Origin of the sequence: Polycladidibacter stylochi, from assembly GCF_001562055.1 — a bacterium.
GTDB classification, from domain to species: Bacteria; Pseudomonadota; Alphaproteobacteria; order Rhizobiales; family Stappiaceae; genus Pseudovibrio; species Pseudovibrio stylochi.
The window spans coordinates 91681-117800 of the sequence record NZ_LLWE01000029.1 but is presented as its reverse complement, the minus strand read 5'-3'; the positions used below and the strand labels follow the sequence as shown (position 1 = coordinate 117800).

16 protein-coding genes are annotated in these 26120 nt (G+C 46.6%); 9 read left to right on the top strand and 7 right to left on the bottom strand.

Annotation, left to right across the window (positions count from 1 at the left end; translation table 11 throughout):
- Positions 1–55 precede the first annotated feature (55 nt).
- The 3 genes from AYK67_RS13190 to AYK67_RS13180 all read left to right on the top strand — a co-directional run bounded on the left by AYK67_RS13190 (position 56) and on the right by AYK67_RS13180 (position 5320).
- Entirely contained in the window at positions 56–736 is a 681-nt protein-coding gene (locus AYK67_RS13190; RefSeq protein WP_068087640.1) for a response regulator transcription factor, read from the top strand.
- The gene (locus AYK67_RS13185; RefSeq protein ID WP_068087636.1) at positions 720–2183 is read left to right on the top strand and encodes a sensor histidine kinase; all 1464 of its coding nucleotides are present in this window, start codon (positions 720–722) and stop codon (positions 2181–2183) included. Before AYK67_RS13190 ends, AYK67_RS13185 begins: the two co-directional genes overlap by 17 nt.
- Positions 2184–2326: 143 nt before the next feature.
- Positions 2327–5320, top strand: a complete 2994-nt coding sequence (locus tag AYK67_RS13180; protein ID WP_068087633.1) for a bifunctional [glutamine synthetase] adenylyltransferase/[glutamine synthetase]-adenylyl-L-tyrosine phosphorylase — start codon at positions 2327–2329, stop codon at positions 5318–5320.
- A gap of 73 nt (positions 5321–5393) precedes the next feature.
- Here AYK67_RS13180 and AYK67_RS13175 read toward each other — a convergent pair whose 3' ends face one another.
- Together AYK67_RS13175 and pepN are read right to left on the bottom strand one after the other, a co-directional pair.
- Positions 5394–7769 (bottom strand): PAS domain-containing sensor histidine kinase, encoded by a 2376-nt coding sequence (locus tag AYK67_RS13175; protein ID WP_068087631.1) that lies wholly within the window; start codon positions 7767–7769, stop codon positions 5394–5396.
- A gap of 172 nt (positions 7770–7941) precedes the next feature.
- Entirely contained in the window at positions 7942–10575 is a 2634-nt protein-coding gene (gene pepN, locus AYK67_RS13170) for an aminopeptidase N (RefSeq protein ID WP_068087628.1), read from the bottom strand.
- Between the two features lie 224 nt (positions 10576–10799).
- Between pepN and AYK67_RS13165 the strand changes: the two genes are divergently transcribed.
- The 6 genes from AYK67_RS13165 (at position 10800) to AYK67_RS13140 (ending at position 20317) form a co-directional block, all read left to right on the top strand.
- Positions 10800–11990 carry a CaiB/BaiF CoA transferase family protein gene (locus AYK67_RS13165; RefSeq protein WP_156453161.1) on the top strand — a complete coding sequence of 397 codons (1191 nt, stop codon included), beginning with the start codon at positions 10800–10802 and terminating at the stop codon, positions 11988–11990.
- 162 nt (positions 11991–12152) lie between these two features.
- Entirely contained in the window at positions 12153–14021 is a 1869-nt protein-coding gene (locus tag AYK67_RS13160; protein ID WP_156453160.1) for an adenylate/guanylate cyclase domain-containing protein, read from the top strand.
- 107 nt (positions 14022–14128) lie between these two features.
- On the top strand, positions 14129–15967 hold the full coding sequence (locus tag AYK67_RS13155) for a dipeptide ABC transporter ATP-binding protein (RefSeq protein ID WP_082735814.1): 1839 nt from the start codon (positions 14129–14131) through the stop codon (positions 15965–15967).
- Entirely contained in the window at positions 15960–17879 is a 1920-nt protein-coding gene (locus AYK67_RS13150; protein ID WP_208976299.1) for an ABC transporter substrate-binding protein, read from the top strand. The genes AYK67_RS13155 and AYK67_RS13150 overlap by 8 nt, the downstream gene beginning before the upstream one ends.
- Positions 17880–18054: 175 nt before the next feature.
- Positions 18055–19137, top strand: coding sequence for an ABC transporter permease (locus AYK67_RS13145; protein ID WP_082735813.1), 1083 nt, complete (start codon positions 18055–18057; stop codon positions 19135–19137).
- The gene (locus AYK67_RS13140) at positions 19118–20317 is read left to right on the top strand and encodes an ABC transporter permease (RefSeq protein WP_068087617.1); all 1200 of its coding nucleotides are present in this window, start codon (positions 19118–19120) and stop codon (positions 20315–20317) included. The genes AYK67_RS13145 and AYK67_RS13140 overlap by 20 nt, the downstream gene beginning before the upstream one ends.
- On the opposite strand, the gene AYK67_RS13135 is transcribed toward AYK67_RS13140, so the two are convergent.
- Genes AYK67_RS13135 through AYK67_RS13115 form a run of 5 tightly spaced genes read right to left on the bottom strand, consistent with a single transcriptional unit; the run spans position 20314 to position 26054 of the window.
- Positions 20314–21147: a DUF2334 domain-containing protein gene (locus AYK67_RS13135; RefSeq protein ID WP_068087614.1), complete on the bottom strand. Its 834-nt coding sequence runs from the start codon at positions 21145–21147 to the stop codon at positions 20314–20316. The genes AYK67_RS13140 and AYK67_RS13135 overlap by 4 nt on opposite strands.
- Positions 21148–21169: 22 nt before the next feature.
- Complete coding sequence (locus AYK67_RS13130) at positions 21170–22330, bottom strand: glycosyltransferase family protein (protein WP_068087611.1); 1161 nt, start codon at positions 22328–22330, stop codon at positions 21170–21172.
- A 54-nt stretch (positions 22331–22384) separates the two neighbouring features.
- A complete protein-coding gene (locus AYK67_RS13125; protein ID WP_068087609.1) occupies positions 22385–23512 on the bottom strand; it encodes a glycosyltransferase family 4 protein in 1128 nt (375 codons plus the stop codon).
- Positions 23509–24762 carry a glycosyltransferase family 4 protein gene (locus AYK67_RS13120; RefSeq protein WP_068087606.1) on the bottom strand — a complete coding sequence of 418 codons (1254 nt, stop codon included), beginning with the start codon at positions 24760–24762 and terminating at the stop codon, positions 23509–23511. Before AYK67_RS13120 ends, AYK67_RS13125 begins: the two co-directional genes overlap by 4 nt.
- 11 nt (positions 24763–24773) lie before the next feature.
- On the bottom strand, positions 24774–26054 hold the full coding sequence (locus tag AYK67_RS13115; protein WP_338012338.1) for a glycosyltransferase family protein: 1281 nt from the start codon (positions 26052–26054) through the stop codon (positions 24774–24776).
- Positions 26055–26120: the final 66 nt, after the last annotated feature.

Genomic DNA, 26120 nt, shown 5'->3' with positions numbered 1-26120 from the left:
TATGCTTATGGTGTCAAAAGATTCTCAGTGAGAAAGTGTAGTCAGGCCAATACAAATGCGATTATTGCTAATTGAAGATGACAGGGAAGCTTCACAATACCTTGCCAAAGCTTTGAAAGAGGCGGGGCATAGCATAGAACAAGCATATGATGGTGATAGCGGTTATGAAATGGCCAGCTATGAAAACTGGGATGTGCTGATTATAGATCGCATGTTACCCAAGCGCGATGGTCTGTCTATTATTGCAGCACTACGGGAAGAGGGGAACACCACGCCGGTAATGATCCTGTCCGCTCTTTCGCAAGTTGATGACCGTGTAACCGGTTTACGCGCGGGGGGCGATGATTACCTGCCAAAGCCCTATGCTTTTTCAGAGTTGTTGGCGCGTGTGGAAGTGCTTGGACGCCGCCAGTCTATCGCTCCAGCCGATAACGTACTTAGCGTAGGCGATCTTAAACTTGACCGCTTGGCCCATACCGTGGAGCGGGCAGGGCAGGCAATAAACTTACAGCCGCGTGAGTTTCGTCTGCTTGAGTACCTGATGAAAAATGCTGGCCAAGTGGTGACGCGCACAATGTTGCTGGAAAATGTTTGGGACTATCATTTCGACCCGCAAACCAACGTAATTGATGTCCATATATCGCGCCTGCGTGGAAAAATCGATAAGGGTTTTGACCAGCAGCTACTAACAACAATTCGCGGCACTGGGTATACGATCCGTGACAGCTCTCACTAGACTCTTTCGCACCACTGCATTTAAGTTGGCGCTGATATATATAGGTGTCTTCTCTGCGCTCTCTGTTTTTTTGTTTGCGTTTATCACCCAAAACACCAACAATTTGATGCGAGAGCAAATCATTCAAACCGTTGATACCGAAGTGGAAGGGCTTGCCGAGCATTATGCCACAAACGGTATTAACGGCTTGACCATGGGCATTAGCCGCCGCGTGCAAAAGCCGGATGCCAACCTTTACCTACTGACAGATTTTGCCGGTAATTACTTGGCTGGTAACATCCGAAATATTCCCAAGGAAATATTGGCGCAATCCGACGGGCAAATAAAAATCGTCAACTACTCCCGCGACTTGCCAGGCGAAGGGCAAAATAAAAGCCCAAATTACACAGCTGTGGTTCGTGTTTTCTCACTGCCAGGGAACTTTAACTTGCTTGTTGGTCGTGATCTTGAAGAACAGTCACGCCTACATGATTTATTAGCTCAAGCACTGACAATGTGGTTGGTGGTAATGGTTTTAATGGCAGCCATCACGTGGTTCTTTGTCAATCGAAGGGTGTTACGGCGAATTGATAGACTAACAATCGGCAGTCACGACATTATGGCGGGCAACCTTTCAGGGCGATTGGAAGTTACTGGCAATGGTGACGAGTTCGACCGTTTGGCTATTAACCTCAACGCCATGCTTGCCCGCATAGAAGAGTTGATGCACGAACTTAAACAGGTCTCCGACAATATCGCCCATGACTTGAAAACACCTCTCACCCGTATGCGCGGCCGCGTAGAAGGAGCGTTGCGCCAGCAAATCGGCGCAACAGAAGCCAAAAAAAGCACGGTATTGCGGCAAGCCCTTGAAGAAACTCTGGTCGAAACCGATGATTTGATCAGCACTTTTAATGCATTACTACGCATTGCCAGAGTGGAAGCAGGAGCATCAGGGGTTTACCATAATGAACTGCAACTGGATGAAGTACTAAGCGATATAGCTGAGTTATATATTCCTTTAGCAGAAGAAAGCCCGGAACTAACAATTAAGCTGATACAAAACGAAAAGACCAAAATTAAAGGCGATCGTGAATTGCTCTCGCAAGCACTGGCAAACGTGCTTGACAATGCCTTGAAGTATGGTCGCTCTGAACAGGCAGATACGCAACAGGAAATAACAATTTCGCTGAGCCAACAAAATCAGCGTGCCTACATTGAGATAACAGATAACGGCCCGGGTATCGATGAAAGTGATCGTGAGCGGGTATGTCAGCGTTTTGTCCGCCTTGATGCGAGCCGGTCACAACAAGGGGCAGGGCTGGGCATGTCGCTCATAAAAGCCGTTGTCTCACTTCACAATGGCGAGATGCATTTAACCGATAACAAACCGGGTTTGAAAATAACTCTAGAGTTTCCAATACTTCAAGAAAAAGCACATAACGAGCTTATCGCACGCATATCCTAATACCTAAAACGTATAATTGAGAAAAATACAGCGCACGCTTTTGGAAAAACAACTATAACAAACAAATGGTATTCGAATGCTATGAGCGGTGCTTGAGAATTGAAGGCACCTAGTGAATGGTTATACGAGCAAAGAGTGTGTGAATGACAGCTATTAAAGAAGCCTCACTGCCCAAGCAAACCCAAGATAATCTGTTTTGTGAGCGCATTAAAGTTATACCGCCGCATTATGACAGTACAGATGCACAATCATTTTTGAATGATCTTGATGAAAAACTGGCCTTTAAAGAGCTCTCGCAAAGATTCGCGGTATTTGCAGAAAAACACACTTCTCTTATACCATTCTTGCAAGGGGTTGCGGAGAATTCGCCATTCTTGCGACAGTTGATTTTAAAAAATGTCCAAACACTAATTGATGTTATGGAAACTTCACCCGAGGTGGTGATTGCTTCCACATTGCAACACATTGAAAACTTGCGTGCTGAGAGCGAAGCTCAGCTCATGCAAGAGTTGCGTCAGGCCAAACAAATCATTGCCCTGACTACAGGGCTGGGGGATATTGCGGGTGCAATCCCACTTGATACGGTCACAAAGGCACTTTCCGACTTGGCCGACAAGACAGTTAATGCTGCCATAAGGTTTTGCCTTTCAGATTTACAACGCCGTGGGCGCTTTACACCCTCCAATGAATCAGAGCCAGAAAAAGACGCTGGCCTGTTTGTGCTCGCAATGGGCAAGCACGGAGCAGGGGAGTTGAACTACTCCTCCGATATTGATCTAATTGTTCTCTATGAACCAGAGCGGTGTAAGCTCAGCGACAACAGTGAAGCTTCGGTGGAATATGTACGCTTGACCCGGCGCCTGATTAAAATCATGAGCGAGAGAACGGGTGATGGCTATGTCTTCAGAACCGATCTACGCCTGCGCCCTGATCCCGGTGCGACACCGCTGGCAATTTCTGTTCCTGCAGCACTGGTTTACTACGAGAGCTTGGGGCAAAACTGGGAGCGGGCGGCGCTGATTAAAGCGCGAACATGTGCAGGCGATATTGAAGCCGGTGATATGTTTTTAAAAGAGATAACGCCGTTCATCTGGCGCAAGTATCTTGATTTTGCCGCCATATCTGATGTGCATTCCATCAAGCGGCAGATCCATGCCCACAAGGGATTTGGTAAAATCCGTGTGGCAGGCCATAATGTGAAACTGGGCCGCGGCGGTATACGGGAAGTAGAGTTTTTTGCGCAAACTCAGCAGTTGATTGCTGGTGGTCGTAATCCGGCGCTCAGACTGCGGCGCACATTAGATACGCTAGACTCGTTGGTTGCCAACCGCTGGATTACCGAGGAAGCGCGCGATGAGCTAAAAGAAGCGTATGTGTACCTGCGTAACGTGGAGCATCGTATTCAAATGGTGCATGATGAGCAAACACATATATTGCCGGATGATGACCAAGCTTTAGCTCGCATCTACCATTTATTAGGTATCGCGGAGCGTGAGCAATTTGCCACATCAATTCGCACGCGCTTTGAAACAGTGCAAAAGCATTATGCCAGCTTGTTTGAGGATGAGCCCGAACTCTCCAGCGATATGGGCTCACTGGTCTTTACGGGAGATGACGATCACCCGGAAACAGTCGAGACTTTACAGCAGCTTGGCTTCTTACGTCCGAGTGAAACCATCAAGATTATTCGCCAATGGCACTACGGGCGCTATCCGGCCGTCTATACTGCGAAAAGCCGCGAACTCTTGACAGAAATAACGCCGGCGCTTTTGGATGCCCTCGCCAAAACTGATAATGCAGATGAAGCCCTATTGGCTTTTGACCGCTTTCTATCCAATTTACCTGCTGGTGTTCAGCTGTTTGGTTTGTTGCGCTCAAACCCGCACTTAATGAAACTATTAACCGCCGTGATGGGGGCAGCCCCAAGAATGGCGCAGATTGTTTCTAAAAGAGTGCATGTCTTGGATGCAGTACTGGACCCTGCTTTCTTTGGCGACGTGCCAAGCCGCGAACAAATCAGAACCGGTCTTGCAACCACATTGCAACAAGCGCCATTCTATGAAGATGCGCTGGATAGAGCCCGTATATTTGTGCAGGAGCAACAGTTCTTGTTAGGGCTTCGCTTATTAACGGGCTCAATAAATGCACACCAGATGGGTGAAAGCCTGTCAGATCTTGCCGATGAAATCTTGGAGCAAATACTCCCCTTGGTGCAAAAGCAGCTGGAAGAAGCTCATGGTGTGATCCCAGGGGCAGAACTGGCCATATTGGCCATGGGAAAACTGGGCGGGCGTGAAATCAGTTGCTCTTCTGATCTCGATTTGATTTTGCTCTATGATGTACCGGAGGATGCAACAGCGAGCAACGGTAAGCGACCACTAGCTCCAAGTCAGTATTTTGCACGCCTCACACAAAGGCTGGTAACGGCACTAACAGCGCCAACAGCAGAAGGGGTGCTATACGAAGTCGATTTACGCTTACGCCCCTCTGGTAACTCCGGTCCGCTGGCAACGCGCATCGCAGCATTTACAGATTATCAGGCTAAAGAGGCTTGGACTTGGGAACATATGGCACTCACCCGTTCCCGTACTCTTGCAAGTAGCAGCAGTAGTTTTACTCAACAAATCCAGAGCGCCATAAGCCACGTTTTGTGTCAGCAGCGCCCTGTCGAAACCTTGAAAAAAGATGTATCGGAAATGCGGGCGCGCATCCAAAAGGAAAAGCCCACCACCTCGCCATGGCAAATAAAACAAGCGCCGGGTGGCTTGGTTGATATCGAGTTCATTGCCCAATATCTACAATTGGCACAGGCCTGCGAGATCCCGTCAATACTCGCCCCCAAAACTTCGGAGGTTTTGGAAAGTGCAACACATGCGGGCATCATAAACGGCGACGATGCTGATGTCTTGCTTCCCACTTTACGCCTTTATGGTGATTTGGTGCAGGTGCTTAAGCTAGCGCTTAAAGACAAGTTTGATCCAGAAAGCGCACCGAAAGGGTTGATTGATATGCTGCTCGCAGCAGGCCATGAACCGCAGTTCGAGCGCTTAACAGGCCTGTTGGCACAACGGCAAAGTGAGGTACGTGCTATCTTTGAGCGCGTCATTGCACCTGTCCAATTACCCGATGATAAGTAATTGTTTTCATGTTAAACAAACGAAAAAGCCGCGGGTGTTATCCGCGGCTTTTTTGTGTCGATTTATATCACCTTTAACAAGCGATTTTGCCAAGGTCCTCTAGAACTGGAATACCAGGTTTAACAGGCAATTTGACAGTAACTGTTGTGCCTTTCCCAACTTCCGAATGGAGTTCCATCCGGCCGCCGTGCAGCTCGCATAAAGAGCGTGCAATGGCTAGGCCAAGGCCGGAACCTTCATGGCTTTTAGTGAGCTGGTTCTCCACTTGCACAAACGGCTTGGCGAGACGTTCAATATCCTTGCGCGGAATACCAATACCGTTATCGCTGATAGATAACTCTATATGTGCACTGTTTTGCTCGCATTTCAGCCAAACCTGACCATTTTTCGGCGTGAATTTTACTGCATTCGCCAGCAAGTTCATAAGAATTTGCTTAACAGCGCGTTTATCGGCCTCAATGGTTAATGCCGGTACATTATCGCTTGAAAAGACAATATTCTTTTCTTTTACAGTGCCAGCAATGATACGGGTGGTTTCTTGAACCAGCTCATTGATATGTAGCGTCTCAACCGCCAGCTCTAAGCGACCAGCTTCAATGCGTGACATATCGAGAATATCATTGATAACATTGAGTAGATAATTGCCACTCGAGTGAATATCCCGGCAATATTCGCGGTACTTGTCTGAGCCGAGCGAGCCAAACAGCTCGTCGTTCATGATTTCGGAAAAACCAATGATCGCATTAAGCGGTGTGCGCAGCTCATGGGAAATGTTGGCAAGGAATTCAGATTTGGCTTGGTTGGCTTCTTCCGCATTGTTTTTCTCAGTTGCGTACTTTTCAGCCAGTTCAACAAGTTGCTGTGCCTGTAATTCCAGTTTTTGGCGTGACTGACGCAGATCCAGAACAGTAGCGGTTAGGCGGCGCTCAGAATCCAAAAGCTTCTCTTCGTGTCTCTTAAGTGGTGTAATGTTGGTGCCAACAGAGACAAAGCCACCGTCTTTTGTCCGTCTCTCAGAAATTTGTAACCAGCGCCCGTCGTCCAGCTCAGCTTCGTAGCTGCTTTCGCACTCGTTTTGAGTATCATCGCTGACAGGTTGAGTGGTAATAATGGGCTGGCGTGCAACAGCCATGACAGTTTCGTAGGGCGTGCCAACTTTAATGACATCTTCAGGCAAGCAGTGTAATTGTCGGTAATTACTGTTGCACATAACCAAGCGGTTTTCAGAGTCCCAAAGAACAAAAGCTTCCCCAATAGACTCGATAGCATCGCGCAAGCGCAAATCAGCTGTTCTCGACTTTTCTGCCAATTGCTTTTGTTCGGTAACATCAATGCAGATACCAATGAGATGCGGCTCTTGCGTCAAAGCATCTATTTGTACTTCAGCGCGTGCGCGAAGCCAAACCCAGTTGCCGTTTACATGGCGCATGCGGAATTGGGTATCGAGAACCTTCTCTTCGCTCTCCAGCAGTTCCTCAGCCATATCGTAAAGGTTAATATCATCCGGGTGGGTAAGGCTGGAGATTTCAGCAAAGCCCATAATATCATTTCGGGCAGGTAAACCGAGCATTTCATAGAGTGAGGAAGACCAGAAAACCCGGCCACGAGATAAATCCCAGTCAAACAAACCACAGCGGCCACGGTTTAACGCCGCATCAATACGTGTGCGCGTTGCCGCATATATGGTATCTGCTTTTGCAGCACGAGTTGCTTGGGCAAAAAAGGCATAAATCAAGAACACCAGGATAAACACAGTGCCTGCAAATATCGTAGCGCTTGCAATTGCTTTGCTTTGCCAGCTTTTGTAGATGTCGACATCGCTTTGCACCACAGCAACCATGCCAAGCTTGCCATTCAAGTGGTGCACAGTGGCTTGAGCCGCTTGTGGTGTGCCCTCGTGTATTGTTAATACCCCAGCCTGTTTGCCAAAGTAAGTCATTGGCTGTGTCGCACCAAGAATTTGTGTAAGTGCAACACCTTCTAAGGCGGGTTGAGAAGGAGAAGTGGCAACAATTGTGCCTTGAGCGTCACTGATATAAACCTTGCGGCCATCATTGGTCGCACGCGGGGGCAGGTTATCAGTGAGTAAGCTATGCAGACTGTTTTGAAAGCCCGTATCCGGAAGCTGCTTTTCTTGCAATAAAAGCTGCGCTTGTAAGGCAGTTGCAATGAGGGTGAGCTCGTCACTCGCTTGCTTGGCTACGCGGCTATAGCCATAACTCAACTCCAGCCCGCGAAACGCAGCCATGGCAATTAAGAACAAGAGAGATAAAGCTGGAATTAGTTTGCGCAATAGCGGTTCGTGCCGTACCAGCCGTTGGTACGTAGGCTCAGCCAAAAGCTTAATGTGCCCCGTTAATGCTTCTGCCCCGACAAGCCGTGCCCCCCCTGCTTTTGACAGGTTTGACAGACGACGTGTGGACGTGCCTCCCGCAAAGGCTCGTGCCATCAGTGCCCCCTAATTTTAAAGAATTCGCCGCATAACCCAGAAGAACACCCTTCCGAATCATCCCCATTTGAATCGATCCGAATCGGATTGTCTAGAGTCAGTTTCAAAAAAACGACGAACGGCGACTCAGTGGTCGCCGTTGAATCTACTAGTGTTTTTTATTGTTGACAGGTTATTGTAGGCATCTCTCCGTTATGTCGCGAATATCGATGGAAATGGCTTGTTTTGCGTCGAGGATTGATGCAAGCGCTTGTCTAGCAAGTTGACGCCGCGTTGGTTCCAGGTGCTGCCAAGAGCGGAACGCATTGAGAACACGCGCAGCCAACTGCGGGTTTTTGGTATCTATTTCGAGCACTTTTTGCGCAAGGTATTTATAGGAGCTACCATCTGCTTTGTTAAACAGCCTAGGGTTGCCAATTGTGAAGGGGTCCAGGAGAGCGCGTACACGGTTGGGTGTGCCCCATGAAAAAGCAGGGTCTTGTGCTAAACACTCCAACATTTCAACACCTGAAGAAGTTGGGGATGATGCTTGGGCAGCGAACCATTTATCCAACGCCAACGGTGTATTCTTATGCATCTCATAGAATTGTTGCAGTGCAACCTCGTAACCAGTGATCTGGTCATGAACCAATGTGATGAGTGCACTTATCTGGTCGCTCATATTATCCGCGTTTTCAAAATGCTTTACAACCAGTTCATGATGCCGTTGGTCACTTGAAATTCCAAGGTAGGAAACGATCGTATTGCGCAAGCTTCTCGCACCTGCTGACGTTGCGTCAGGATTGAATGGTGAAGCCGGTTTTACCTCACTGTAAATAGTTTCAAATAAAGGCAAAAGACGCTTGGTAATTTGTTTTCGTAATTTTAGTTTTGCTTGATAAACGGCCTCAGGGTCATATTTACCCGATAAATGCGGAACTAAATCATCGTGGCTGGGCATTTGTAGACACAAAGCTCTGAAAGCATACTCAAGGCTATCATCGCCAATAATTGCGGCAAGGGCTTCTGTAAAGGCATCTAGTTCAGGGGCTTCCTGACCCACAGACAGTTTCACAAGTATGTCCCCCGCGACATCTTGCAGGGCCTGCCACTTCGAAAAACCATCACAATCATGTTGCATGAGCAGTAACTTTTCGAAGCTGTTTAAATCGCTCTCGATGTTAACAGGTGCGGAAAAACCACGTAGCAGGGAGGGGACACAACCCTCGCTAACGCCCTCGAACACAATGGTTTGTGTCGCGTTCTCTAACCAAATTACATCGTCTTTGACCTTGGCTCCACGAATAGCCGAAAACGCCTGCTCATCACCGGTTTTAGCCAGTAGACCAAAGCGGATCGGGATCAACATGGGCTCTTTTTTCTCTTGGCCTGGGGTCGGTGCCAATTCTTGGCTTATGGTGAGGCTAAGTTCTTGCCTATCACGATTATATAAGCGGGTTACTTTTAGTAATGGTGTTCCGGATTGATGGTACCAAAGTGCGAATTGATCCAAATTAATTTGGGAACTTTCAGCAAAACAAGCTAGGAAATCCTCAATAGTCGCTGCGTCTCCGTCATGGCGTTCAAAGTAGAGGTCCATTCCTTTGCGAAAGCCGTCGATACCCAGTAACGTTTGCAGCATACCGCAAAGTTCAGAGCCCTTTTGGTAGACTGTTGCAGTATAAAAATTATTGATTTCCTTATAGGTATCAGGACGAACCGGATGCGCAAGCGGGCCGCTATCCTCAGGAAACTGGCGGGATTTTAATGAACGTACGTTTTGAATGCGCTGCACTGAGCGCGAACGTTCATCACTAGAGAATTCTTGGTCTCTAAAGACTGTCAGCCCTTCTTTAAGACAGAGCTGGAACCAGTCACGACAAGTTATCCTATTTCCGGTCCAGTTATGGAAATACTCGTGTGCAACAACGGTTTCAATGCCTTCATAATCAGCATCCGTTGCAACTTTGGGGTCTGCAAGAATATATTTATCATTAAAGATATTGAGGCCTTTGTTTTCCATCGCTCCCATATTGAAATCTGAAACAGCTACAATATTGAAAACATCAAGATCGTACTCACGGCCAAATCGTTCTTCATCCCACTTCATTGAGCGAATGAGGCAGTCCATTGCATAGGTACTGCGTGGCTCATTGCCATGTTCAACATAAATATTAAGTGCAACATTGCGCCCTGAGGCCGTTGTATATGGTGCGCTGACCCTGCCAAGATCACCGGCGACCAGAGCAAAAAGATAAGAGGGTTTGGGGTGCGGGTCCAACCACTCGGCAAAATGATAGCCTGCATCCATATCACCACTTGTCAGCGGGTTACCATTGGCAAGTAAAACCGGGTATTTTGCTTTCAAGGCTTCAATGCGTGTTTTATAAATGGCCAAACTGTCAGGGCGGTCATAAAAATAGGTTATACGGCGAAAACCTTCCGCTTCACATTGCGTACAGTAATTTCCCGATGACAAGTAAAGACCCGAGAGTTGTGTATTGGCACTTGGGTTTACTTGCGTGGTAATCGTGAGCTCAAATTCATCAGCAGGTGGCGTGAGCAAGCGAAAGCTGTTCGCGCTCGCCTCAAATTGCCCTTCATTTAAACTCTGGCCATTTACTTGGGCGCTGATAAACGTGAGTTCATCTCCATCAAGTACCAATGTGGTGCCAGCATCAGTTTGATGCCGACGCTCAATCCTCATTTTATTCTGGACGATCGTTTTTTCCGGGTCCAACTTGAAAACGAGATCAACCTCGCTGATCACATACTCTGTTTTTTGGTAATCTTTTAAGTATACATAGTTGGACAGGTCGGTTTTCATTTATCCTCCACTAGCAAGGCTATGTTAACGACAAAGTCGATTGTCACTCTTGTCTCACAGTAAAGTTGCAAAAGAGCGGTGCCTTTGCCCGAGCTACTGTGAATAGGTTTCGCGGTGATTGTAAGGCATAAACCCATGACAAAAGCTAGTGCGACACACTTGCAACAAACAGCTATTGTTCTCAACTTATGCGTTTAAATCGACAAATAACAAGGAGTGTATATGTGAGCGCACCATTAAAAGGTATAAAAGTACTTGAGCTTGCGCGGATACTGGCAGGGCCATGGGCAGGGCAAACACTGGCAGACCTTGGGGCCGATGTTATTAAAGTTGAAAGTCCTGATGGTGATGATACGAGAAAATGGGGGCCTCCATTTATCGGCGACCCTGATCAAGGAGGGGCTGCCGCGTACTTCCACGCGTGCAATAGAGGCAAACGCTCGGTCACGGCAAATTTTATAAAGCCAGCACATATAAAAGCCATTTATGAATTGGTAAAACGAGCTGATGTGCTTATTGAAAATTTTAAAGTGGGCACTTTACAAAAATATGGCTTGGACTATGCCGTTTTGAAAGAGTTGAACCCGCGCTTGGTTTACTGTTCTATTACTGGTTTCGGTCAAACCGGCCCTTACGCAAAGCGGGCCGGCTATGACTTTATCATACAAGCCATGAGTGGCCTAATGGATGTTACTGGTGACCCTAATGGTGAACCGCAAAAGGTAGGTATTGCGACAGCAGATATTTTTACAGGTCTTTATAGCACAATTGCTATTCAGGCTGCGTTGATAGAGCGACAGCAAACAGGGGTTGGCAAGTGGATAGACATGGCGTTGTTTGACTGCCAGCTTGCTGTTCTTGCAAATCAGGCAATGAATGCGCTTAGTACCGGTAAAACTCCAAAACGATTAGGAAATGCGCATCCTAACATTGCCCCCTATCAAACATTCGCGGTGAAAGATGGTCACCTGATAATCGCCGTGGGAAATGATAGCCAATTTCAAAAACTCTGTGACGTTTTGCAAATTGCCTCCTTAAAGCTGGAGCCGCGATTTGAAACAAATGCAAGTCGCGTTAAAAATCGCCATGAACTGACTGAAATACTAAAGGGAAAAATAATAGCCTACTCTTTGGTTGAGTTACTGGCCAAGCTGGAAAAAGCAGGAGTTCCGGCCGCTCCGGTCAATACCGTGCAACAAGCGCTTCAAGACCCTCAAATACTGCAAAGAGATCTAGTTTTTACGAAAACGACACAAGTAGATTCACATCACCAGCAACAGCAAATGTATGTGGGGACACCGATAAAATACGTAGACTCATCACAAAAAATAATGAATGGGACGAGATGTATAACTCGTGAAGATGGTGATAACTTAGCGTCAGTTACTTGGCAAACAAATAACGAACCATTATGAGAATACATGCATATAGAATATTCTGCTGATATCTTCCAAAATGGAACTACTCAATCGGAATATTGATTGCTTGATTGCAACTTTGGGTTCTGCCGTTGGCGTATTCAACTTTCAAAAGTTAGCATTGAGCGTGTTATTAACCTTTTAGTCTGGGGATCATTGGTGGGAATTAAATGGGCAACCAATAAAGCTGGTTTGAATGCCTTGATCTCAGTTAAAAAGTACTTTCAAAAATTCCAATGGTCACTTGCTGTACTTATGTCGGTATTCTTTGGGCTCTTGGTTGCAATTAGTGGCAGCAGTGTTTTACTTCTCTCCTCAAAAGCGAATATTAAAAACATTGAGGTGTTAGGTTGGGCCACCGGCTCATTGGCAATTGAAGCTATTCGAAATTCCATGCTCAACCATTTACAACCCTCAGAATTGGTTATTTCTGATTTGAGATGGCAATTTCAAAACGAGAACTACACAGCTCATGACAGGCAGGAAATGCTGACGCTTCTAATGGGAAGTATGTTGGGTGCCTCCAATATAAGCCGGTTGGTATTTGTTGAAGATACAGGTTTAATATGGGGGGTGAAGCAGAATAGTAATGATCTTGCCTTTTTTTCTCGCAAAGCCAAAACACACCCCCATGATTTGCCACTATGGTTGCGTAATGCTCCGGTGCCCTCTGTCAATGGAAAGCCCACATGGGGGGCTTTAAAGGAAGTGAAGGGTGGTCAGTTTGCCAACGTAACTGTGAGGGTTGAAACAAAAGCAGGCTTAAGTGGTTATCTAACTGCTGTCATCTCGATGCAGAAGTTGAGTGAGCACCTGAAGCGCCTACAAAGCAGCCTCAATACAACATTGTTTGCTCTAAATGATGAGGGCAGGGTTGTTGCATATGTTGCTGCACAAAATAGTACGTTGCCAACACAAGAACTGCTAACACCGGCAAAGAGTTTTGGGGATCCAGTTTTACTAGAGTACATAAAGACACCGAATAGTAAAATTATTTATTCGCCAGTCAAAAAAGATATATCTGCTTCATTAGTTAGTAGCGGTTCAAAAGATTTTTTTGTTATTTCGTCTCATGTTAAGGGATTTGCATTATCAAAATGGACTATAGGTTACTATTTGCCAGCTTCTATAGCCTTATCTACTTATGATACAATTAAATATACGTCAATTATTTCATTAATGGTCGTATTTCTAACCGTATTACTTGCGGTGCTTTTAGCTCGAAAAATATCAACGCCATTGCAAGAGGTTGCTAAAAGTGCGGGTTATTTAGCCGATTTTCAGCCAGGTAAAGTTAAACCAATGCCCGGCAGCAACATCAAGGAAATGAACCAGGTGGCCAATGCCATGAACGCTTCCGCTCAGGGGCTGTGGGCGTTGGCACGCTACGTGCCACGTAATTTGCTTTTAAAGCTCATGGAAGCTGGTTTTGAGCAAGCCATAACGGCAAAAGAAGCCGAAGTAACAGTAATGTTTACCGATATAGTAGACTTTACATCTCTATCTGAAAAGCTACCTGTAAATGAGCTTTCAAAATTGTTGAACGATCATTTCGAGCTACTAATCCAGGCAGTGGAAGCAGAAGGGGGAACTCTCGATAAGTATTTAGGTGATGGTATTCTCGCCTTCTGGAATGCACCAAATGCAATGGAGAACCATGCACAAGCCGCATTGAGAGCTGCTGATAACATTGCAAGAAAACTTGCCGAGCAAGCTGAAGCTAATGGGAGTTGGCCCATTCGAACACGCATTGGCATACATACTGGCCGGGCAATTGTTGGTAATATTGGAACGCAGACATTAAGCAACTACAGCGTAATTGGAGATACTGTTAATGTTGCCAATCGCCTACAGGTTCTGGGTAAGGAGTTATACCCTGATGCACGCGTTGCTATAATTGCAAGTGTAAATGCTGCGAAGGCTGCACAAAACTGCCATAGCTTGAAAGTCGTAGGGAAAAGGCAATTACGCGGGCGCCGTGTTCCTGTAGAAGTGTGGGGTAAAGACTATAAAGACGGTGGCGAGTAAAATAAGAAGTGTTTCATGAAATCTCTAAGCTTGATACTTTCCATCTAACTAAGGGGTAGCTTTTTTGCATTACAACTTCATCAAGATTTTAAAGGTGATATCTTGTGATGCAACACTTACAAAAAGATCAAATCCTATTAGAATTTAAAAACTTAAGCGTAGAATTCGAAAGTTCCTATGGTGCCAATAAGGTACTCGATAATATCTCCTTTAAATTAAATCGTCAGCAATGTCTTGCTATTACAGGGGAATCTGGATCAGGTAAAACGGTTCTCAGCTATGCTATTCTTGGGCTGCTACCTAAGAACGCACATATCACCAGCGGGCAAATTCTTTATTATGCAAATTCAAGAGAGGCACCTGTCGATCTGGTTCACTTAGCCAGAGCGGGTGAGTTGCGCGCGTATCGTGGAAGATCAATCTCAATGATTTTTCAAGAGCCGATGACCTCATTATCTCCTTTGCATACCTTAGCCGACCAAATAGGTGAGGTGGCCCGTATCCACTGTAATGCCTCACGCAAACAAGCGCGGCAATTAACGCTTGAAATGCTAAGGGCCGTTAGCTTTCCAAATCCGGAGCAGGCATTGAATACATATACGTTCCAGCTATCTGGCGGGCTACGTCAACGGGCTATGATCGCCATGGCACTATTGTGTAAACCTGCACTGTTAATCGCAGATGAGCCGACAACAGCCCTGGATGTTACGACGCAGGCAAGAATTTTAAAACTACTGAAAACAACTCAGCATGATATGAATATGTCTTTACTTCTGATAACGCATGACTTTGGAATAGTAGCCAATATGGCAGATCGTGCTTTGGTTATCTATCAGGGCAAGCTTATGGAAGCAGGCCGTGTTAACAAGCTTTTATATACACCCCGCCATCCTTATTTGAAGAATTTGATTGCAGCAGTTCCCAAGCTTCACTTTGATAGTGAGCCATTGAACCTTGAGAGCCAAGAACATGGAACGCCTTTTTTTCAGCTAAAAAATGTATCGGTGAGTTACGAAGATAATAAAGCCGAAAAACAATTGGCATTACGTGATGTGGATTTAACACTCTATAACGGGGAATGCTTGGGTTTAGTGGGTGAATCAGGTTCGGGTAAAACCACTTTGGCCCATAGTTTGATGGCAGCACTCCCGGTACAAGCAGGGCAGATAATCGTAAATAATGGCAAGGCAGCCTCAGTACTGGCTGAACTGACAAAGGAGCAATTGCGAGAATTTCGCAAAAACGTGCAACTGGTTTTTCAAGACCCACATGCGTCATTGCCCCCGCACATGAGCGTCGCCGAAATAATAAGTGAGCCACTGCTAATACATAAAATTGGCACACCAAAGCAGCGGCAACAAAGGCTAGATGAACTGTTAAATCTTATTGGCCTGCCATTATCCAGTAAGAACCGGTATCCCCATGCCTTTTCGGGGGGGCAAAAGCAGCGTATCGGAATTGCAAGGGCATTGGCTTGCCAACCACGAGTATTAATATGTGATGAACCCACATCGGCTTTAGATGTTACAGTGCAACAAAGGATTGTTTGCCTCCTAAAAACAATAAGAAAGCAATTCGCACTCACTTACCTTATTGTGAGCCATGACTTGGCTGTCATCCAACAACTTGCAGATCGTATTGCAGTCATGTGCCAAGGAAGATTGGTAGAAGTAGGACCAACAGCAGCCGTTATCAATCAACCGGCACACCCTTACACAAAGGCTCTTCTTCAAGCGGTGCCGACCATTGAGCCAGATCATAAAATGGACTTTGCACATTTGGCCGGTAAGAACGTGTCGTCACCGTCTATGTGGCCTTTACCCTATAAGCTGATGGGCCATGAGAAAACAAGAATGCAGCCACTAGGTAACGGGCACTATGTTGCATTAAACGAAGCACATATGAAAAACGTACACATTTCGTTGCCGGTGAGACCCCATGAGTAAAAAAGGAGTAGCCTCAACATTGATGTGCTTATGGGGGTGGTTACTGTTTGTGGGAGTGTCACAGGCATTGGCAACACCTCAACTTCGGTTAATCGAACCACCTTTTTTCGTCAATGCTGTTAAGGCAGGGCTGCCTCCGGTGCAACAACGGGTTCCGACGCCACACCACGTTACCGATATGCAGGCAATCAATCGCCAAGAGGGTGAATACGGCGGAACGCTGAAAACACTTGTAACCCGTGAAAAAGACAGCAGACTAATGAATGCTTGGGGGTATGCACGCCTTCTGGGTTATACGCCTGAACTGCATCTAAAGCCGGATATTTTACGCAGCTATTCAGTGGAAGAAGGGCGCATTTTTACTTTCGAGCTTCGAAGCAATCATCGCTGGTCAGATGGTGCACCATTCACAAGTCAAGACTTTCGTTTTTGGTATGAAGATATTGCCAATAATGACAGGTTAAGACCAGGGGGATTGCCATCATTTTTATTGGTGGAAGGTAAACCGCCACGATTTAAAGTTCTAAGCAAAACAAAGTTTGTTTATGCGTGGCATAAACCTAATCCTCAATTTTTACCGGAGCTGGCAAAAGCGCGCCCGCCCTTTATTTACCGTCCTTACCACTACTTGAAACAGTTTCATGCTAAATATGCGGATATAAAACAGTTGTCGATATGGGCAGAACAACGCCGACTACGCGGTTGGGCACCGCTTTTTAATCGCCTTGATGATATGTACGGAGCAAGAAACGCAGATTTGCCCACACTACAACCATGGCACAGATTGTTTGGCGAAAGTGCCCGGCGAATTGTGTTTGCCAGAAATCCGTTTTTTCATCGAGTTGATAGCAAGGGAAAACAACTCCCCTATATCGACCGTGTTATTATGACAGTCGTTGATAACAAAATTGTAGCGACCAAGACCCAAGCTGGCGAAACACATTTACAGGCACGAGGATTAAAATTCGCCGATATCTCTCTCTTAAAGCAAGCTCAAAGGCGCGGTGTTCTATCTTTAAAGCTTTGGAGGATCTCCAAAGGTTCACAAATATCCATTCTGCCAAATTTAAATGTTGCAGACAAAAGGTTGCGAAAGCTGTTTCAAAATAAACATTTTCGTCATGCGCTGTCCTTGGCTATTAATCGTAAGCTCATTAATAAAGTGCTGTATTTTGGGCTTGCGGTACCTGCCAACGATACAGTACTTCCAAAATCACCTCTATTTATGCCGCACTATCAAACCGCATGGACAAACCATGCCCCCGAGGTTGCCAATAAGCTTCTTGATGAAATTGGTTTAAAACGGCAAGGAATTAATGCCATGCGGCACTTGCCCGACGGGACCCCGCTACGGATTATTGTCGAGTTAAGTGGTGAGCGTCAGGAACAGATTGATGCCATGGAATTGGTGGCAGCAGATTGGCGAGATATTGGTATCGAGGTGTTTGTTAAACCAAGCCAGCGCGATGTTATAAGGGCACGCGCTCTATCTGGTGAGCTCATGATGTCGGTATGGACGGGCTTTGAAAATGGCATTCCCACCGCTCACATGCTGCCCGATGATTATGCGCCAACGCGCAGCGATTTTCTGTCATGGCCGCAATGGGGCTTGTATTATGAAAGCAGTGGTAATGCTGGCCAGTTGCCGCAATGGCTTCCGGCTAAAAGGCTGATTGATCTCTACAAAGATTTTCTAAGGACACAGGGGAATGGCCAACGTGAGAGTATATGGCGCGATATCTTGGAAATACATGCAAATAACACCATACACATTGGTCTGATTTCTCAAGTACGTCAGCCCGTTGCAGTCAAAGATCTCCAAAATGTTCCTGGGGATGCTTTTTATGGTTGGGATCCTGGTGCACATTTTGGCATTCATCGTATGGATGCTTTTTTCTTTCCAAAACAATAATCAATTATTCTGTAATAGATTGAATTAACTACCCAAAACTAACAAAGAACCTAGGTCTACTAACAATAATAATTGTTTGATAGTTTTTTATATTTAAGTTGGGATCGAAACAACAACACTAAAAAATGGTCTCTAAAGAACAGTTGGAGCTCCAGAGTAAATAAGGTAGAAAATTGTGCTGGCCTATACGCTTAAGCGGATATTGACCATGGTGCCCACATTACTTGCTGCCAGCATCCTCATTTTTATTATTATTGAATTGCCAGAGGGTGATTACATCTCCAACCAGATTGCTTACTTACGTTCTACGGGTGAACAGTCTTCCATTGAAAAACTGCTATATTTGCGCAGCGAATTTGCATTGGACCGGCCCTTTTGGCAACGTTATCTTATTTGGCTTGGCGCTATGCCGGGTCCTAGTGGCTTTAATGGCTTGCTGCAGGGGTATTGGGGATGGTCTTTTGAACATCAACGGCCTGTCATAGAGGTTTTGGGCAGTACACTGCCATTGACCATACTTCTTAATTTCTCAAGTATGATTTTCATATATGCAGTAGCTTTTCCCATAGGCATTTATTCTGCTGCCCGGCAATACTCATGGGGCGATCACGGTTTTACTCTATTAGGGTATATTGGCCTTGCCACGCCCAACTTTCTACTTGCACTATTAATGATGTATTTTGCCAACCGCTGGTTTGGCCTTTCCATTGGCGGCCTGATGGCTCCGCAATTTATTGGAGCACCTCTATCCTTGGAGAAGGTGGGCTCCATTCTCTCTCACTTGATAATTCCAACGATCGTGATTGGTACCTCAGGTACTGCGGCAATGATACGTCGTTTAAGAGCCAATATGCTTGGCGAGTTGCGCCGCCACTATGTCATCACTGCTAGAGCAAAAGGCATGGGCGAAACTGCGCTATTAATAAAATACCCCTTAAGGGTCGCAGTTAATCCGTTCATTGCAGATATAGGTAATTTAATTCCTTCAATGGTTTCAGGTTCGGTTATTGTTTCCGTGGTGCTGAACCTGCCAACGGTCGGGCCCGTATTACTTAGCGCATTAAAGTCGCAGGATCAGTTTTTGTCAGCATTCATTTTAATGTTCATTTCGTCGCTGACATTGATTGGTATGCTCATTTCCGATTTATTACTTGGCTTGCTCGACCCGAGAATACGCAAAGTTGGCTTTAAATTTAAACGGTCCAACAACCAGCTCTCAAGTCATAGGGAGGATAACAATGGTGTCTCCCCCAAATAATGAAAGGCCTAATAGCAGCCCCCATGAAAACGAGGATGACTACTATCTCTCCAAGCATCCCTATCAACCTCAAGCGAAGACCTCGTTAGCGCGAGAGCAAGTGGCGTTGGCAAGCGCCTCCCGTTGGAAGCTTGTGTACTATCGTTTTAAAAAGCATCGGCTTGCAGTATTTGCACTATACACGCTTTTATTATTCTACTTATGCGTACCCTTTGCTGAGCAAATTGCCCCATACTCTGCAAATACACGCAACTCTGATTACTTATATGCGCCGCCGCAATCTATACACCTTTTCCATGAAGGTAAGTGGCAAGGGCCTTTCGTGTACCCGATGAAAGCATCTGTTAATCTTGAGTTTATGCGCTGGGACTACGAGATTGAAACCCAAAAACCCATGCATCTACGCTTTTTTTGTAGGGGCGAACCCTATAAATATTTAGGTACTTTCAAACTCGACTTTCATCTCGTTTGCCCACCAGAGAATGGTGTTTTTTATCCTTTGGGAACAGACAGACTAGGGCGGGATTTATTATCCGGCCTGATCCACGGAGCCAGACTTTCATTAACGTTGGGTTTGGTCGGGGTGGCCATATCAATGGTGCTGGGCGTTGTACTGGGCGGATTGGCCGGTTACTTGGGAGGGCTGGTTGATGGTGCAATCCAAAGGCTCATCGAAATACTACGCTCATTGCCCGAGCTTCCATTGTGGATGGCGCTTTCAGCTGCCATGCCGGTTACATGGTCTCCAATTGCTGTCTATTTGGGCCTAACGGTCATACTGGGCTTGCTGGATTGGCCAGGACTTGCCAGAGCTGTGAGGGCTAAAATAATGGCGTTAAAGCAAGAGGATTACGCCAAAGCGGCGCTCTATATGGGGGCGTCTCCAAGCCGAATTATCTTTCGTCATCTACTCCCCGGTTTCACAAGTCACTTAATCGCGTCGGCTACACTGTCGATCCCCGCTATGATCCTTGGAGAAACGGCACTTTCGTTTTTAGACCTTGGCCTGCGCCGCCCTGCGGTCTCGTGGGGGGTGCTGCTCAATGAGGCCCAGAGCATTTCAGTTGTTGTACTTTATCCTTGGCTCATGGCACCCATGCTGGTTGTCATAATCGTAGTTCTGGCCTTTAACTTTTTGGGAGATGGCTTACGTGATGCGGCAGACCCGTACCACCACTAATTAGCAGGGGCAGTGGGGTTAAGCTGAAACAGAACATCTAGCTGCGGAAAATTAGCAGCACAGTGGTGGTGACAGCACTCAATAAAAAAGTCTAGAAACTCAAAACCGCGATCATCTTGCACCAAGTGGTGTGAGAGGATGCCAATCGGTTCATCGCTACCAGCGCGCCGCCGCGCAAACTGCAAACCCAGTTGGTGTATGAGCGCATCGTAACCACAGAACTCTTTGTCCCCTCTCCAATGAATGATGTCTAAGTGAGTTTGTACCTGCTCTGGGCTGAATTTTTTTGTAAACGCATAACTGCTTAGAGCTTTGTAGCCACACTTTGACATTGAACGCCAAAACTTGGGATCCAGTCGATTCCAAGGTGGTACGAAAACAGGCATAAAAAGCCCGTTGAAGCTACCGCGCATTATTTCAAAGCCCTGAGCGATCATCTGCAAACCTGTTGCCAATTCGCATAGGCTGCCAAATTCAGCCTTAACTGGCTCCACAACACGGCCCAATCGGTTGATTTGAGTAAGGCTAGTTTGCTCCATCACTGTAGGGCGATGAGAAAAGCCATGCCCAAATACGTTAACGCCCTTGTGCTGGCGCAAACAATCAATCAGCTTGCTTTGTTGTTCTATAGTCTCTTGATGAAATGCATATGGAACAACAGCAAGCGCCAGAGGCGTGGAATGCCTCTCTTGGATATGAAGCAGCCTGCGCAACGCTGTAGTCACACGGATACAATCATCATCACGCCACCAAAAAGAAATACACCGGCCCCGTGCCTTGAACCAATCCAACTCAGCATACAAAAAATCTTTGAATTGTATTTGCGTCATGAAGCTTACTCTTAAGCCTTACTTACCTACGATGCTTGGCAAGTGCATCTATCAAGATACGCGCTGAGTTTTCGGCACCATTCATATCAACCGAAAGCTCAGGCAAAGGAGCCGCTAGGGCCTTTTGAATGGCACAAGCCAAACTCTGCGGTGTAAGTTGGTGCTCTTCAACCACCTGTACACGCGACTTTTCCTGTAGGACTTGCGCGCGTTGCAGCTGCTCACTTTCATGACCTTGACTAAAAGGTATCATCACAGAACGAATTTGGGCACCTAACACATCTAGTGTGCTGTTATATCCCGCTTGTGACACCGATAACCGGGCTCGCTTGAGTAAGCGAGTAAAGTCGCTGCGTGCCCGCTCTACGATCAAACGGTCGCTTTGATACTGTTGTAACCTTGAAAAATCCTGCTCATGAATATCATTACCCACCAAAATACGCCATGTACCACTTTGGGCCATGCTTGCCAGACGATGACAAGCAATAGCGGTTTCGAGCAGTTTTAAGCCAACCGCGCCACCGCCACAGGAAATGATGATTTCATCAAAGCCGTCTTTTTCGTTTGCTGAACCACCTATTGTGTTGCTTTTGGCACTGCTGATAAAACCGGTATAGTGGATTTTATCCTCAATCAGACTGGTATAAGGGAAACTATCACGAAGCTGAATGAGGCTGGGGTCGCTATGTACCAGCACCAAGTCATAGAGTTCGCTCGCCTGCGCTGCCATCCATTGTTCTTTATAAGCCTGTTTTTTTCTAACCAGAATATCTCGGATCGAACTGACAACAAGCGGTCTTCTTTCCATGTTGCGGGCAAGCGAAATGAGGTAGAGGTACTCTTGCGCAAAACTCCGCCGTCCAAAAGGAAACGTTTCAGTTATAAAAATATCACAGGGTTTGGCAACTAGTGCCTCTCTGGTTGCTTTGAGGCGTTTGAGCCACCACACTTCATCAAGCGGTTTTTCTTGTTGGTCGAGGATTTCTTTAAAAAAAACATCACGCGTTTTTGCAAATGGAAGCGCCACCATCTCCAGATTATCGCAACTAAGCGTTGGCGGCAGTCTATTGCCATGGGCAATGCGAATGCGAGCTCCACGCGCTGCAAGAGCTTGCCCTAAGGCGCAAGCGCGTACAACATGGCCGCTGCCAAGTAAATGTTGCACATGAATAAAAACTTCCATTAAAGCCTCATAACTTGCAATTGCCGTTTTTAACTCAATTTCTCGACCCTTCCACTAGCGAACCTTAGCAGCAAAATTTTGGCAGGCAGTCTCCAATGTTGTGGCAATAAGCTGTTTACCCACTTGAGCACTATGCCGTTCGTTCATAAGCCTTTGGGCTGTTTGCCCCATGGTGAAGCGAAGTGGTGGCTGGTCCATAAGTTTTGCCAGGTTTTCAGCCAGTTTTTTGACATCTCCTTCAGGTAATAACAGCCCGCTTTGTTGATCGTAAACCACATCACCAACACCAAGAGAATGCCCTGCAACAACAGGAAGACCGTGAAATTGAGCCTCCAGAAAAACCATTCCGAAAGCTTCGCGAATTGCCGGCCAAATAAAGATATCAGCCCTTTGGTAATATCTGCTCATTTTGCTGGGAGAAATGCGACCAACAAAGTTTACAGTTTGCGGAGAAAAGTGAACAAACAGTTGTTCAATATCACGGCGGGCGGGGCCATCGCCAACAATCGTCAACTGCCAACGGCGGTTTTTGAGCAATGATAAGGCTTGGGCCAACGCAACATAGGATTTGTATTTATCCCCATAACGCATCATGGCAACGCAAAGCAAACGACAACAGTTAGTTGCTGCTTCATCACTTTCGCGCTTTACGCTGCTAGATACTTTTCCATCCCAAAAGGGGCGAAAGTTCAATAGCCTATGTGGTGCCACAACTCGTTTCAAGCACTGTAAATCAGCTTGTGTCATGGCGGCCACAGCATCGGCTTGTCGTAACATACCGCGTGATTGATAAAACCCGTAGGACCATGGCCCAAGCGCACGCTTTGGCGCATAACTACCCTCAATGATCACATAGGGTATTTTAAAATACCGGGCGATATATGCTCCTTGATAATCGGGTGCGCGGTGATAAAGGTGATAACAAACGACAGCTTGGGGAAGGGGAGAGTGACAATTGACCCATGCCCGAATATCACTTTGAGCAATTTGAACGCCTTGACTTTGCAAGAGTTTGGCGCGCCGTCGGCCTGCATGCCGTTGCCAGCTACAAAATGGTGTCATGGGAACCACGCAATGTCCCAGTTTTTGCAAACCTCTTACGATCTGCCGCGCCATTTGTCGGTCCCCGGAAATGGCAGTATCCTCAGGAGCGCCTAAGGGAAACGTACAGGCAATTTTCATTGGCTAGCCCCAATGCTTCTTTCAAAGCGGGTAGCCAGCTGGTCCAGTAAACTCTCACTATTAAAATTCTGTAGGACACGTCGCTGCCCGTTTAGTGCCAATTGCAACCGCAACCCATCGTTATGTGCCAGGTCCAAAATCGCTTCTTTTAATGCATTTGGCATATCGGGTGGAACCAGATATCCAGTTTCACCATCATCAATGATCTCGGGAATGGCCGAAATAGATGTTGAGAGGCAAGGAACGCCAAGCAACATGGCCTCCATAATAACATTGGGTAGGCCGTCCCTATCTCCATCCTTTGCAATTTTACATGCCAAAACGAACAAGTCGGCTTTGCGTAGGTGGCAAATGACTTGATCGCGTGGCAGGGCTCCTAAAAATCGCACACGCTGATCTATACCAAGCTCACCAGCCAGTTGTTGGAGCTCATCATTCAGTTCACCGGCACCAATATGCGTTAGTTGCCACTCAAACTCTGTAGGGAGATTGCCAAGCGCTGTTAAAAGGTCTTCATAACCTTTCTTCGCCACAAGCCGCCCGACACTAACGATTTCAAAGGGCGGATTAAATGCTTTTTGCTGGAAACTACGCTGCACATTCACAACAGGAAAGTCCTGCGACTTTAAACCATGATATACGAGTGAAACCTTCTGTGGGGTATCACTCAATTCTTGGAGATACTTGACGTTATAGCGCGTGCAACTGACCCCCCAGCTGGCATGACGAAGCTTTAAACGTAGCTCTTCAGGCCTACTGGTCCAAATATCTTTGGCATGGGCCGAAAATGACCAGGGGCGGCCGAGCAGGCAAGCACTGTAGGCAAGTACAGTACAAGGGCTATGCAAATAGTGCACGTGCAACCAGCCGACATCCTCTGGCAGCTCATGGGCTAGCACACACGCCTGCAAAAAGCGTTGCTGCTCCTCTCTGTCATCATATGAATTCGAGCATCGTAAAGCGGTTTTGCGGTGCTCTTGCAACTCCAATAGCCTATCATAATTTGCGTTTTTTTGTGCCCAAGAAACCGCCTTACTCACCCGCGCGTCCTTTTCATCAGGATATTCGGGTAGGTAATGTACTTCAGCGCGTATCATCCTATGAACTTCGTGCAAAAATGGGTCGTGAGGAGCACGAAGTGCGATGATGAGAATCTTGAAGCCACGTTGTTCCAAACCATAGATTTCCTGCGCTATGAAACTTTCAGATAAACGCGGATATCCTTTCAACACCACTGCAAGACGTTTCATAAGATCGAACCCTATTCTTTTGCACGTGGTGGTAAGCTGCTAGGCGGAAAATGGATGAGTTGTTCGCTGCTTGCTTTTGCGCGATGTGGTTTTTGCGGCTCTACAATACCTTTATCATGGACCTTTGTATCAAGCAGCTCCTTGCTTAACTCTTGAACACGCTCTAAGCCAGTCAGCATCATAGAACTGTTAAAGCGGGAGGGGTGCGGCGCAGCAGGGAGTTGCCGAAGCGCTGCAACCATGGGGGACACTTCGGGATAAGAATCGATTGGTAACACCTGCACCAAGCCTAAGGTTTTGGCTTGCTCTGCTCGAATGGCCTGCTCTCGTCTCGGCTGAATACGTGGTACTAATAGCGCTGGCTTGTCGTAGGATAAAATCTCGCAAAAAGTGTTATAGCCCCCCATGCCAACAACAGCTGTAGAGGCTTGCATGTACTGCTCTAGGTTGGAGGTGAAGCGAATAATCTCCACATCACGTAACCGCGCTGCCCGCTCTTTAAATGCCTCCGCTTGCGCCTGCGGTAAGAATGGTCCTAAAACAATGAGAGCTGGAAATAAGGGGGCGCTTTGCGACTCGTAAGCACGGATAACCCAGTCAACCAGCTCAGCTCCATCTCCGCCACCCCCAGGGCTTACCAGAATGAACGGTGTTTCCCCAAACGGCTTTTCAATATTTTGGGCCAGCTTAATACGTGAACGTCGCAGGTAGCCGGTATAGCGTATTTTCTCGCGAACAGATTTGGGCATTTCTATACCCTGTAAAGGGTTTGTCATGTAACTCGGCCCATAAACCCAAAGTTGATCATAGTATTCTTCTAAGGCAGGCAAAGCGTTTTTCCGTTGCCACTCCTCACGCAATATATTGGGATCATCCATAACATCCCTTAGGCCCAAAACAAGCTTGGTTCCTCTTTGTTTAAGGTAGCTTAAGCTTGGCTGAATTTCGCCGCGAAGCCCTAGGGGTTCTTTGTCAACAATCATCATATCAGGGGTAAATATCTTAGCGGTATGCTCGATAATTGAAGCACGTATCTTCACGGTTTCATCAATACCAAGTGGTAATGACATGGAGGTATAATCCCCCCCGCGAAGTTTAATAACCCCTGGTATGCGTACAAAGTCAACGCGTGAGCGAAACTCGAACCGGCCAATGATTGGAGAGCCGGAGATGATTAAAACCGAAAGATCCTCGCGAGAAGCCACAAGCGCATGCGCGATGGTTCTGCACCGGCGCAAATGACCTAGCCCGAATGTATCGTGGCTATAAATGAGGATACGCGCAGCACTCAAGTTTATTCCCTCAACGGCTCTAATGAGTTCACTTATTCATCGAACATAGGGTATTCATTCCTACCG

Bases quoted from the DNA above. Each gene is read 5' to 3' on its own strand.
- AYK67_RS13190 (WP_068087640.1), top strand. From the start codon at position 56: ATGCGATTATTGCTAATTGAAGATGACAGGGAAGCTTCACAATACCTT.
- AYK67_RS13180 (WP_068087633.1), top strand. From the start codon at position 2,327: ATGACAGCTATTAAAGAAGCCTCACTGCCCAAGCAAACCCAAGATAAT.
- AYK67_RS13175 (WP_068087631.1), bottom strand. From the start codon at position 7,769: ATGGCACGAGCCTTTGCGGGAGGCACGTCCACACGTCGTCTGTCAAAC.
- pepN (WP_068087628.1), bottom strand. From the start codon at position 10,575: ATGAAAACCGACCTGTCCAACTATGTATACTTAAAAGATTACCAAAAA.
- AYK67_RS13155 (WP_082735814.1), top strand. From the start codon at position 14,129: ATGCAACACTTACAAAAAGATCAAATCCTATTAGAATTTAAAAACTTA.
- AYK67_RS13150 (WP_208976299.1), top strand. From the start codon at position 15,960: ATGAGTAAAAAAGGAGTAGCCTCAACATTGATGTGCTTATGGGGGTGG.
- AYK67_RS13140 (WP_068087617.1), top strand. From the start codon at position 19,118: ATGGTGTCTCCCCCAAATAATGAAAGGCCTAATAGCAGCCCCCATGAA.
- AYK67_RS13135 (WP_068087614.1), bottom strand. From the start codon at position 21,147: ATGACGCAAATACAATTCAAAGATTTTTTGTATGCTGAGTTGGATTGG.
- AYK67_RS13130 (WP_068087611.1), bottom strand. From the start codon at position 22,330: ATGGAAGTTTTTATTCATGTGCAACATTTACTTGGCAGCGGCCATGTT.
- AYK67_RS13125 (WP_068087609.1), bottom strand. From the start codon at position 23,512: ATGAAAATTGCCTGTACGTTTCCCTTAGGCGCTCCTGAGGATACTGCC.
- AYK67_RS13120 (WP_068087606.1), bottom strand. From the start codon at position 24,762: ATGAAACGTCTTGCAGTGGTGTTGAAAGGATATCCGCGTTTATCTGAA.